Raw genomic sequence first — 11134 nt, forward strand, 5'->3', positions numbered from 1 at the left:
TACCCCCGCTCCTTCCTGGAGTGGGGGTATGCTTTATATCACGCGGGAAAACTGCTGCATCCGCGCTTTCTGGCGCAGATACGTATCAAAACACATGCAGATATTGCGTATCAGCAGCCGGCCTTTCGGCGTCACCTGAATGCCCTTCTCATCCACCTCCACCAGCCCATCTTTGGCCAGCGGTGCCAGCAATTTCATATCGTCGGCAAAGTAGCTATCGAAGGTAAGATCCCACTGCGCTTCTACCGCAGCGAAGTCGAGACGGAAGTGACAAATTAGCGCCTTAATCACGTCGCGACGAATGCAGTCATCGCGCGTCAACGCAATACCGCGCCACAGCGCCGTTCCGGTTTCATCAACCTGCTGATAATACTGCTTCAGCTCTTTCTGGTTCTGCGCATAGCAATCGCCAATCATGCTGATCGCCGAGACGCCCATCCCCAGCAGATCGGTGTCTCCCTGGGTGGTATACCCCTGGAAGTTACGATGCAGGATACCTTCACGCTGGGCTATCGCCAGCTCATCATCCGGACGGGCAAAGTGGTCCATGCCGATAAACTGATATCCCGCGGCCGTCAGCGAAACAATCGTCTCCTGAAGAATGTCCAGCTTCTGTTCTGCAGAAGGCAGATCGGCGTCTTTGATTTTGCGCTGCGCAGCAAAGAGCGTTGGCAGATGCGCATAGTTGAATACGCTCAGACGATCGGGGTTGAGCTCCGCCACTTTCTGTAGCGTATACGCGAAGCTCTGCGGCGTTTGCTTCGGCAGACCGTAAATCAGGTCGATATTGGTAGAGGTAAAGCCGATATCGCGCGCGTGGTTGAGTAGCGCGAAGATAAACGCTTCATCCTGCTCGCGGTTCACCAGGCGCTGCACTTCTTTGTTGAAGTCCTGCACGCCCATACTCAGGCGATTAAAGCCTTCGAGGCGTAAATGATCCAGGACATCGAGTTCGATTTCGCGCGGATCAACCTCAATGGAGATCTCTGCATCCGCGTTAAAATTGAAATGGGTACGCAGCAGCCCCATCAGACGACTAATTTGCGCCTTGTTTAAATAGGTTGGCGTACCGCCGCCCCAGTGCAGCTGATTAACTTTGCGGCCAGCAAAAAGCGGCGCGCGATGAATAATCTCCTGCTCAAGCACATCCAGATACTGGTCGGCCTTATGCTGCTGACGGGTGACGATTTTGTTGCAGCCGCAGAAATAGCAGAGTTTATGGCAAAACGGGATATGCACGTACAGCGAGAGGGGACGCTGCGGATAGCGGGCTACCGCCGCATCAAATTCAGCGGCGCCAAATTCTGGAGAAAACTCCAGCGCGGTGGGATACGAAGTATAACGCGGCCCGGAATAGTTATATTTCTGGATCAGGGCCAGATCCCAGTCGATTAACTGCACAGACATGCTCACTCCTTCCGATGGTACCGTCGGCGGGTACGCCGCCCCGGCCCAACCGCACCTCGGGTAATGAGCCGGTTGCGCAGCCATTTCTGACGCCGCGACAACCGTCGTAGTTTAACGAATAACCACAGCAGATAACATATAACCAGAAGGGTTATAAGCAGGACCGGGAATCCGATGGGGTGCAAACGTTAGTTTCCACCCTTCAGCAGGCGCATCATATCTTCTTTGCGCTCTTCCTCTTCTTCATCTTCGTCATCATCGTATGAGAGGCCCAACTGCTGCATCAGCTCATCAATACGATCCAGCTTAGCGTCAACCCAGGCCTGCTCTTCAGCATTCAGGGTACCGCCCTCTTCCAGACGTTCCAGCAGCGCGTCCAGGCGCTCATCGTTCTCCAGCAAATCCAGCTCAGCCTGCAGTGAAAGCATAGGTTTCTCGCTCTTTGGTTTATGCTGCTTAATCGCCGGAGCATTCTCAGTTACGCCCAGCGGGATTGGTTTTTTACTGCCAATTCGGGGATCTTGCTGCTGACCTTGCTTTTTACCTGCTGAAGCGGTGTCGCCGCCGGTCGCACGACTTCCTGCCGCGTGGCCGCGATGCTTCTTCTGATGCTTGCGCTCGCGGGCTTCCTGGTTCAATTCTTCACGCGTTTTGCGATTTTTTTTGCCGCGAGGTACGGATGTCGGTTTTTTCATGTTGTGTAATCTTCAGGCCGTTTTCTTCAGTATAGAATTGAGGCGGAATCTAGCAGAAAGCAAGCAAAGAAAAAAGGCGACAGATTACTCTGTCGCCTTTTTCCGCACTGATAACCCTTAATGGGCTTCTACTTTCCATGTTAGCTAACGACACACCCTGTCTTTCCTTTAGCTACCAACAATCCCTGTTACATCCATTTCCTTTTAAAACGTCTCCAGACGTTTGTCATCCTGACAATCCGTAGTCTTCGCCTCCTGGCGCTTCCTGACTCCTCATCCTGAGTCATAATCCTGTTAGCATCCTCGCCCTTGACCGCTACTTTACTGGTTTGCGGGAAACCTACAACCGACTGTACAGAAAAAAAACGAGTTTCAGAATTTTCTTTCATTTTAACGTAATGATTTATATAACTTTGTATCATTTTTAATCAGACTTTTCTCATGAATTTCGCATATAACCAATAGCCGATGTCTCACAAAGACTGTGGTTTTAACTTACAGCGATGAGGTGCGGTAAAAACAGCCTTTTTCTGTTGTTCAGGTATAATCCCCGTCAAAGCCTGATTTAACGGAGACGACCGTCTTGACCAACTGGAATTATCAACTGACGCATTTTGTCACTAGCGCGCCAGATATCCGCCATCTTCCTGCCGATACCGGTATTGAAGTGGCCTTTGCTGGCCGCTCTAACGCCGGGAAATCCAGCGCGCTGAACACGCTGACTAACCAGAAAAGCCTCGCGCGTACTTCGAAGACGCCAGGCCGTACGCAGCTTATTAACCTGTTTGAAGTCGCTGAAGGCAAACGCCTGGTCGACCTGCCGGGCTATGGATATGCCCAGGTTCCGGAAGAGATGAAAATCAAGTGGCAGCGCGCGCTGGGTGAATATCTGGAGAAACGCCTCTGTCTGAAAGGACTGGTTGTGTTGATGGATATACGTCATCCGCTTAAAGATCTCGATCAGCAGATGATCCAATGGGCGGTGGAAAGCGATATCCCGGTACTGGTGCTGCTAACCAAAGCCGATAAGCTGGCCAGCGGCGCGCGAAAAGCGCAGATCGCCATGGTTCGTGAAGCGGTCACCGCCTTTAACGGAGATGTGCAGGTCGAAGCGTTTTCTTCCCTGAAGAAGCAGGGCGTGGATAAACTACGGCAGAAGCTGGATAGCTGGTATAACGATATCCCTCCTCAGGAAGCCTCTGAAGACGGCGAATAATCTCGCTAACTTCTCCGGATAGCGTCGCGTGAGGCTCTATCCGGGTAGCCCGCCTCATCAGCATCGATACGCAAAAAATTTTCTTTCGCGCAATAAAAAACGCCCCGGTCATAAATGACCGGGGCGGCTAAAATATTCAGCCAAATCCGATTACGTGAAGTAAAAGGTCTGAAAGATAGAACATCTTACCTCTGTACCCTACGTCTTTAACTCTACTCTTCTTTCGGTTACGGATAAAGCATTTTTTGTAGTTTTTTTTCACTCTTTACATAGCAAATTCAAATGATCATCACAAAATGCGATAAGTTATGTTACTCACTTACAAGAAATGACCTTCCTTACCGAATACTTAGTGCGCTTGATCCCAGTTTTCTCCACTCCCCACTTCCACCAGCAGCGGAACCGCCAGCGTCGTGCTGCTTTCCATCAGTTCGTGGATCTTTTTCGCAACCGCCTCAAGGTCGTCTTTATGCACTTCAAAGACCAGTTCATCGTGTACCTGCATAATCATCCGCACGCGCGGTTTTTCGCTTAATAACCAGCTATCTACGGCGATCATCGCGCGCTTAATAATGTCGGCAGCGGTTCCCTGCATCGGCGCATTGATCGCCGCACGCTCGGCACCGGCGCGGCGCGCGCCGTTGCTGGATTTGATGTCCGGCAGGTAGAGACGACGGCCATCAAGCGTTTCAACATACCCCTGCTCTTTGGCCTGGGTGCGGGTGCGCTCCATATACTCCAGCACGCCCGGATAGCGCTCAAAGTAGAGATCCATATACTTTTGCGCTTCTTTGCGTGGAATATTGAGCTGGCGCGCAAGGCCGAATGCGCTCATGCCGTAAATCAGGCCGAAGTTGATCGCCTTCGCGCTGCGGCGCTGTTCGCTGCTGACGCTCTCCAGCGGCAAACCAAAGACCTCTGCCGCCGTCGCGCGGTGGATATCCTTCCCTTCCGCAAACGCGGTCAGCAGGCCCTTGTCGCGGGAAAGATGCGCCATGATGCGCAGTTCAATTTGCGAGTAGTCGGCAGAGACAATGAGATAATCTTCCGGAGCAATAAACGCCTGACGGATACGCCGCCCTTCTTCGTTGCGCACCGGAATGTTCTGCAGGTTCGGGTCTGTAGACGACAAACGTCCCGTTGCCGTAACCGCCTGGTGATAAGAGGTGTGAACCCGGCCCGTTTTCGGGCTGATCATCAGCGGCAGCTTATCGGTATAGGTAGATTTGAGTTTTGCCAGACCACGATACTCGAGGATGACTTTCGGCAGCGGATAGTCCAGCGCCAGCTCTTCCAGCACCTCTTCTGAGGTAGACGGCGCGCCGCCCGGGGTTTTCTTCAGCGGCTTAATACCTTGTTTTTCAAACAGGATGGTTTGCAGCTGCTTCGGCGAAGAGAGGTTAAACTCCTCACCCGCGATATCATACGCCTTCTTCTCCAGTTCAATCAGGCGTTTGGCTATCTCCTGAGAATGCGCATGCAGCACGGCCGGATCAATCTTCACCCCGTTACGCTCCACGCGGGATAGCACCGGCACCAGCGGCATTTCAATATTTTTAAAGACGTTCAGCGGGCCTTCATTTTGCTGAAGTTCAGGCCACATTTTGAGGTGCAGCTGCAGCGTGACATCGGCATCTTCCGCCGCGTAGCGGCCCGCTTCTTCCAGCGCGATCTGATTGAAGGTGAGCTGGTTTTTACCTTTACCCGCTATCTCTTCAAAGGTAATGGTTTTGTGCTTCAGCCAGCGATCGGAGAGGCTATCCATATCATGGCGGCCCGCCACGCTGTCAAGAATGTAGGATTCCAGCATGGTATCAAAGGCAATACCGCGCAGTTCAATGCCGTAGTTAGCCAGGATACCGCGGTCATATTTGAGGTTTTGCCCAACCTTCAGAACCTTGTCATCTTCCAGTAGCGGTTTCAGCAGCTCAAGGACACGGTCGCGCGGGATCTGATCCGGTGCATCCAGATAATCATGGGCAACCGGTACATAGGCCGCAACGCCAGGCTCAATGGCGAAGGATAAGCCAACCATATTGGCGGATACGTTATCGAGGCTGTCAGTTTCGGTATCAAAGGCAAAAAGCGGCGCTTTCTTCAGGCTCTCAACCCAGGTCAACAACGTTTCTTCATCAAGGATCGTGACATAATTTTCAGAAGAGAGCGCCGTCGCGGTTTCCTCCTCCGCATCGGCCACGTCAGCCACCGCTACAACCGCCCTCGCCGCAGGCTTAGCGCCTTTTGCCTGCATCCACTTGCCGGACTCTACATCGGTGATCCAGCGTTTGAATTCATATTTTTTAAACAGCGTGAGCAGTTCATCAGCGACGGGTTGCGCAACCAGCAAATCTTCGCAGCCCAGCTCCAGCTCAACGTCCGTTTTGATCGTCGCCAGCTGATAAGAGAGGTATGCCACCTCTTTATTCTGTTCCAGCTTTGCGGCCATCGTTTTTGCGCCGCGGAAGGTCAGCCCGGCGATTTTTTCAGGCTCAGCGTATAACGTATCAAGACCACCCAGCCCCTGCAGTAACGCCTGCGCAGTCTTTTCTCCCACGCCAGGTACGCCTGGAATATTGTCCGATGAATCTCCCATCAGGGCCAGAAAATCGATGATCAGCTCCGGTGGTACGCCGTATTTCGTCACCACTTCATCGGGGCCAAGGATAGTATTGGTCATGGTGTTAATCAGCGTAATACCCGGCGTAACCAGCTGGGCCATATCTTTATCGCCGGTGCTAATCAGTACCGGACGCCCGACCTTTTCAGCTTCACGCGCCAGGGTACCTATGACATCATCGGCTTCTACGCCAGGAACAGCCATTAGCGGCAGGCCCATCGCTTTTACCATGGCGTGCAGCGGCTCGATCTGCGCACGCAGATCGTCCGGCATCGGCGGGCGATGAGATTTATAGTGCTCAAACAGTTCATCACGGAAAGTCTTCCCCTTGGCATCAAACACGACGACAGCATGGGTCGGTTGATACTGCAGGATCAGGCTTCGCAGCATATTCAGCACGCCATACATTGCGCCTGTCGGTTCACCAGCGCTATTCGTCAGCGGGGGGAACGCGTGATATGCCCGATAAAGGTAAGAGGAGCCGTCAACGAGGATGAGAGGGTTTTCTGGGATCTGAACCATAATTTCCGTGCCTGTTTATCAGATTATCGGTAAAGGATGCCACAGACGGGCATTAAATCCTGAATTTTTCCCGCATTTCGTCGAAAAGATTCTGCGATCCTTTCGATCGCGTTATGGGCTATCCTGTGGATAACTTTGTGAATATTTTTATAACGACAGCCAAACAATCGTTAATTAAATCATCCATAAACAAATTATTTCATATTTATCATTAAGTTATACACTCATAATTTGCTTTAATAACACCATGGCGACTCAATGTTCCATGTGGATATAAGATCCGAAAATTTTTCTGTTCTGGTAAGACCCGTTATTTACGCTATTTTCTGGTAAAATCAGCCTCTTGCGCCGTTTAAACGCGTTCTTTGTCAGCCTAACTTTCTGAATAAATTAACTATGTCGAGATTACTCGCCGCGATAACGCTCCCGCTGAGTATCGCCCTGACTATCATAGTCACCATAATCTGCTCGGTGCCAATCATCGTCGCCGGGCTGATTAAACTTCTTGTGCCTATTCCTGCGGTCTGGCGCTCGATCTCCATTTTTTGCAATTTCATGATGTACTGCTGGTGTGAAGGGCTGGCTCTGCTGCTGCGTCTTAATCCCTGGCTTAAATGGGATGTACAGGGCCTGGATGGCCTGAATAAGAAAAACTGGTATCTGCTCATCAGCAACCACCATAGCTGGGCAGATATCGTGGTGCTTTGCGTGCTGTTTCGCAAACATATCCCGATGAATAAATATTTCCTCAAGCAACAGCTCGCCTGGGTGCCGTTTATTGGGCTGGCCTGCTGGGCGCTGGATATGCCTTTTATGCGCCGCTATTCCCGAGGCTATTTACTCCGCCATCCAGAACGCCGGGGCAAAGATGTTGAAACCACTCGCCGCTCCTGCGAGAAGTTCCGCGCGCATCCAACAACGATTGTTAACTTTGTCGAAGGCTCTCGTTTCACGGAAGAAAAGCAACAGCAGACCCGTTCGCCTTACCAGAATCTGTTATCGCCAAAGGCTGCGGGTATTGCCATGGCATTAAGCGTGCTCGGCTCGCAGTTTGATAAGCTTTTGAACGTCACGTTATGCTATCCGGAAAACAACCAAAAGCCGTTTTATGACATGCTGAGCGGCCGATTGACGCGGATTGTGGTGAGAGTCAGTCTTGAACCTGTGACGGAAGAGCTGCACGGCGATTATGTAAATGACAAAAACTTTAAGCGACGCTTTCAGCGCTGGCTAAACAGGCTTTGGGAAGAGAAAGATCGGCAGCTAACGGAAATAATGCAGCAGGCAGAGAAATAATTGTGGGCGCAGAAAAGAAAAACGCCGGTCAGTAACCGGCGTTTATTTTTTATTTCTTCTCAACGAGCTGCTTAACGGTATCGGCATACTGGGCAACAAATGCGTCCATGTTGCTGGTATCCATACCCTGCGGGTTAAGCTGGTATTTACCGTTAACGTACATAGCCGGCACGCCCTGCAGCTGGAAATCAGCGGCGGCTTTCTCTTGCTGAGCCACCAGGGATTTCACCACGAAGCTGTTCCAGGCTGCATCGTAATCTTCACCTTTAACGCCGGCGTCAACGAAGACCTTACGGATATCGGCCACGGTCTGGACGGTCTGGTTTTTCTGTACCGCTTCAAACATCGGCACGGTGATTTTATCTTCCACGCCCAGCGCCATCGCAACGGCCCACGCCTGAGTCAGATCCTTGCCTAACGGTCCCAGGAACTCAACGTGGTATTTCGTCATTTTGACGCCTTCAGGCAGCTTTTTCTTCACGTTATCTGATACATGAAGAACTTCTTCAAACTGATAGCAATGCGGGCAGTAGAACGAGAAAAACTCGAGCACCTGCGGCTCACCGGCAACGGGCTTATCGAGGGTAATATACTGCTTACCGTCGGTGATCTGGGCAGCGGATGCACTGAAAGCCAGAATCATACCAGCCAGCGCCAGCCAAATTTTTTTCATGATTAATTCTCTCCTGGATATATCACATTAATACATTGGCGTTAACTGAAGAGGCGGTTCCTGCAGAACCTTTACCTGCTCAAGAAAAGTTGTTGTCTGCCCGCGCCAGTAATCTTCCCCGGTTAACCACGGGAAGTTTTTAGGAAAAGCGGGATCTTCCCAGCGCCTTAATAACCACGCCAGATAATAAACTAACCGCATTGCACGTAAAGGTTCGATGAGGGCAATTTCATCGGTATTGAAAGCGCTGAACTCTTCATACGCTTCAATGATCATCTCAAGCTGCATCCGTTGTTCGGCTTTATCGCCGTTCAACAACATCCACAGATCCTGGATAGCAGGTCCATTACGTGAATCATCTAAATCAACAAACAGTGGCCCATCGCGCCAGAGGATGTTTCCCGCATGGCAATCACCGTGTAACCGTAAAATATTGGCACGTCCGTGCCATTGCGCCATTACCGCATCAATCAGCTTATCGGTAGCGCTGAGAAAAACCTCTTTCAGACCTGCAGGTATCAGCGGGGAAAGCTCAAAGACCTGGCGTGGCTCAAGAAGATACTCATTCGTCCCTATCTCCGGACGCGCGACAAAACGCTGTTTGCGTCCAGTTTGATGCAGACGGCCAAGGTAGCGCCCAACCCATTCCATCTGATCGAGGTTATCCGCCTCAAACTGACGTCCACCCAGGCTTGGGAATACGGCGAAAAAGAATCCCTGATGCTGATGAAGGGTACTGTCGTTAAACGACAACGGCGCCGCTACAGGGACTTCGTCCTGCACGAGCTGGAGGGAAAACTGATGTTCTTCAAGGATCTGTTGGGCTGACCAACGTTCAGGACGATAGAACTTCACCACATAGCGGCGACGATCTTCGTCCTGAAACTGGTAAACCCGGTTCTCATAGCTATTAAGCGGAGTGAGACCGGAGTCCACCCGCATTCCCAGATCAAATAAGCCATCAATGATGGTATCCGGGTGAAGCGTCTGAAAAGTGAAAGCCTTATCGTGCATCCTGACATCCGATAATCGTACGAATGATACAGGATATCATCTCATTGCCGATTCCGCGGCAGCGCTTACAACCTTTTACTCTTTAATCACGCCGCGAGCGCGTAGCAGCGCGGTTTTAAAATCTTCTTCATAATCTTTCTGAATCCCGGGAATAACGGCTTCTTTTGCCGAGTCGCGCATCTTCAGATGATAAATCAGAATATCGTCGGAGAGATCGCTCAACTCACCGGTGTATCCGGCCTCTTTTGCCAGTTTTTGCAAAAATTGCATTAAATTCAGCTCAGGTTCTTTCTGCCAGGCTGGCTGGAGGAGTTCAATGACTTCATTCAGACGTTTACATTTCATAGCAATGCTCCTTACTCTTGATAGGAATACGTTAGCAGGGACAATCCCACAATGAAAGAGGCGATATTAATATGCAGGGCAAGGTCATAACCGGCGTCGTGCTGGCGGGAGGAAGAGGCTCGCGCATGGGAGGAATAGATAAAGGGTTACAGCTGCTGAAAGGTAAAGCCCTGTGGCGTCATGTCGCCGATGCGCTGCAGCCGCAGGTTACAAAGCTGGTAATTAGCGCTAACCGCAATCTTGATTGCTGGCGAAGCAGCGGCTACCCGATTATTACCGACTCTCTGAACGACTTTCCCGGGCCGTTGGCCGGCATGCTTTCCGTAATGCATCAGGTTGAGGGCGAGTGGTTTCTGTTTTGTCCCTGTGATACGCCATTTATCCCATCATTTCTGGCGACGCGCTTAATACAGCAGAGAAAATCCTCTCCAGCCGTTTGGGTACACGATGGTGAACGTGACCATCCGGCCATTGCTCTGGTGAATCGCGAGGCGATCGGCGAACTGGAAACGTATCTGGCGGCAGGAGAAAGACGGGTAATGGTATTTCTGCGCAAAATTGGCGGTCATAGCGTCGATTTTAGCGATGTAAAATCAGCATTTATTAACGTCAATACTCTCGACGATTTGCAACGTATGCAGGTGCCATCATGATCCCGCTTTTAGCCATCGCAGCCTGGAGCGGTACAGGTAAAACCACCCTACTGAAGTCGCTGATTCCGGCACTGCGCGCGGAAGGCTTACGGCCAGGGCTAATTAAACATACTCATCACGATATGGACGTGGATAAACCCGGTAAAGACAGCTATGAACTGCGTAAAGCCGGAGCGGCTCAGACGATTGTCGCCAGCTCCCAGCGTTGGGCATTAATGACGGAAACACCCGAAGAGCCTCCGCTGGATCTGGAATGGCTGGTTAGCCGAATGGATGCATCAACGTTAGATTTAGTCCTGGTTGAGGGTTTTAAGCATGAAGCTGTGCCCAAAATCCTGCTTTTTCGGCAAAACAGCGGACATAGTATTGAAGAATTAGCTTATGACGATGATGTGATTGCCATAGCCAGCGATACGCCAGTCGAGACGTCGTTTCCATTGTTAGATTTAAATGATGTCCCGCAAATAGCCGCTTTTATTATGCAGTGGTTAACGGGGTTTAACGAGGACCGATAGTTATTGCAGAGATATAGCCATGATCGCGCCTTCTGAAGGCATCTGCTGATATTTTCAGGCGACAAAAACGCAAAAAGCCCATCCGTCAGGATGGGCTCTTCACCTGTTTGATGCCTGGCAGTTCCCTACTCTCACATGGGGAGACCCCACACTACCATCGGCGCTACGGCGTTTCACTTCT

The 11134-nt window shown here is 51.0% G+C and carries 10 protein-coding genes; 4 read left to right on the forward strand and 6 right to left on the reverse strand.

Translation table 11 applies throughout. From position 1 onward, the window contains the following. Positions 1-33: 33 nt before the first annotated feature. Both hemN and yihI read right to left on the reverse strand, forming a co-directional pair. Positions 34-1407: an oxygen-independent coproporphyrinogen III oxidase gene (hemN, locus tag ACESQ2_RS25265; protein WP_064358695.1), complete on the reverse strand. Its 1374-nt coding sequence runs from the start codon at positions 1405-1407 to the stop codon at positions 34-36. 188 nt (positions 1408-1595) lie between these two features. Next, positions 1596-2102: a Der GTPase-activating protein YihI gene (gene yihI, locus ACESQ2_RS25270; protein WP_286115141.1), complete on the reverse strand. Its 507-nt coding sequence runs from the start codon at positions 2100-2102 to the stop codon at positions 1596-1598. A 583-nt stretch (positions 2103-2685) separates the two neighbouring features. Here yihI and yihA point away from each other — a divergent pair. Beyond that, on the forward strand, positions 2686-3318 hold the full coding sequence (gene yihA, locus ACESQ2_RS25275; protein WP_004855823.1) for a ribosome biogenesis GTP-binding protein YihA/YsxC: 633 nt from the start codon (positions 2686-2688) through the stop codon (positions 3316-3318). Between the two features lie 349 nt (positions 3319-3667). On the opposite strand, the gene polA is transcribed toward yihA, so the two are convergent. Next, positions 3668-6457 carry a DNA polymerase I gene (polA, locus tag ACESQ2_RS25280; protein ID WP_049069368.1) on the reverse strand — a complete coding sequence of 930 codons (2790 nt, stop codon included), beginning with the start codon at positions 6455-6457 and terminating at the stop codon, positions 3668-3670. A gap of 396 nt (positions 6458-6853) precedes the next feature. Here polA and ACESQ2_RS25285 point away from each other — a divergent pair, with 396 nt between their 5' ends. Then, complete coding sequence (locus ACESQ2_RS25285) at positions 6854-7753, forward strand: acyltransferase (protein WP_224225688.1); 900 nt, start codon at positions 6854-6856, stop codon at positions 7751-7753. A gap of 49 nt (positions 7754-7802) precedes the next feature. On the opposite strand, the gene dsbA is transcribed toward ACESQ2_RS25285, so the two are convergent. The 3 genes from dsbA to ACESQ2_RS25300 all read right to left on the reverse strand — a co-directional run bounded on the left by dsbA (position 7803) and on the right by ACESQ2_RS25300 (position 9785). Continuing rightward, positions 7803-8426, reverse strand: coding sequence for a thiol:disulfide interchange protein DsbA (gene dsbA / locus ACESQ2_RS25290; RefSeq protein ID WP_004855816.1), 624 nt, complete (start codon positions 8424-8426; stop codon positions 7803-7805). A gap of 27 nt (positions 8427-8453) precedes the next feature. Continuing rightward, entirely contained in the window at positions 8454-9440 is a 987-nt protein-coding gene (locus ACESQ2_RS25295; RefSeq protein ID WP_196546038.1) for a serine/threonine protein kinase, read from the reverse strand. Positions 9441-9515: 75 nt separating this feature from the next. Further along, entirely contained in the window at positions 9516-9785 is a 270-nt protein-coding gene (locus tag ACESQ2_RS25300; protein ID WP_025106520.1) for a YihD family protein, read from the reverse strand. 71 nt (positions 9786-9856) lie between these two features. On the opposite strand from ACESQ2_RS25300, the gene mobA reads away from it, so the two are divergent. Both mobA and mobB read left to right on the forward strand, forming a co-directional pair. Beyond that, positions 9857-10438 carry a molybdenum cofactor guanylyltransferase MobA gene (gene mobA / locus ACESQ2_RS25305; RefSeq protein WP_025106519.1) on the forward strand — a complete coding sequence of 194 codons (582 nt, stop codon included), beginning with the start codon at positions 9857-9859 and terminating at the stop codon, positions 10436-10438. Next, positions 10435-10953 (forward strand): molybdopterin-guanine dinucleotide biosynthesis protein MobB, encoded by a 519-nt coding sequence (gene mobB / locus ACESQ2_RS25310; RefSeq protein WP_064378073.1) that lies wholly within the window; start codon positions 10435-10437, stop codon positions 10951-10953. Before mobA ends, mobB begins: the two co-directional genes overlap by 4 nt. Positions 10954-11134: the final 181 nt, after the last annotated feature.

The sequence above is a fragment of the Klebsiella sp. Q11 genome, from assembly GCF_964241505.1.
Lineage (GTDB): Bacteria > Pseudomonadota > Gammaproteobacteria > Enterobacterales > Enterobacteriaceae > Klebsiella > Klebsiella michiganensis.

Coding starts and splice junctions, on each gene's coding strand:
- yihI (WP_286115141.1), bottom strand. CDS start 2,102: ATGAAAAAACCGACATCCGTACCTCGCGGCAAAAAAAATCGCAAAACG.
- ACESQ2_RS25285 (WP_224225688.1), top strand. CDS start 6,854: ATGTCGAGATTACTCGCCGCGATAACGCTCCCGCTGAGTATCGCCCTG.
- mobA (WP_025106519.1), top strand. CDS start 9,857: ATGCAGGGCAAGGTCATAACCGGCGTCGTGCTGGCGGGAGGAAGAGGC.
- ACESQ2_RS25300 (WP_025106520.1), bottom strand. CDS start 9,785: ATGAAATGTAAACGTCTGAATGAAGTCATTGAACTCCTCCAGCCAGCC.
- hemN (WP_064358695.1), bottom strand. CDS start 1,407: ATGTCTGTGCAGTTAATCGACTGGGATCTGGCCCTGATCCAGAAATAT.
- polA (WP_049069368.1), bottom strand. CDS start 6,457: ATGGTTCAGATCCCAGAAAACCCTCTCATCCTCGTTGACGGCTCCTCT.
- dsbA (WP_004855816.1), bottom strand. CDS start 8,426: ATGAAAAAAATTTGGCTGGCGCTGGCTGGTATGATTCTGGCTTTCAGT.
- mobB (WP_064378073.1), top strand. CDS start 10,435: ATGATCCCGCTTTTAGCCATCGCAGCCTGGAGCGGTACAGGTAAAACC.
- ACESQ2_RS25295 (WP_196546038.1), bottom strand. CDS start 9,440: ATGCACGATAAGGCTTTCACTTTTCAGACGCTTCACCCGGATACCATC.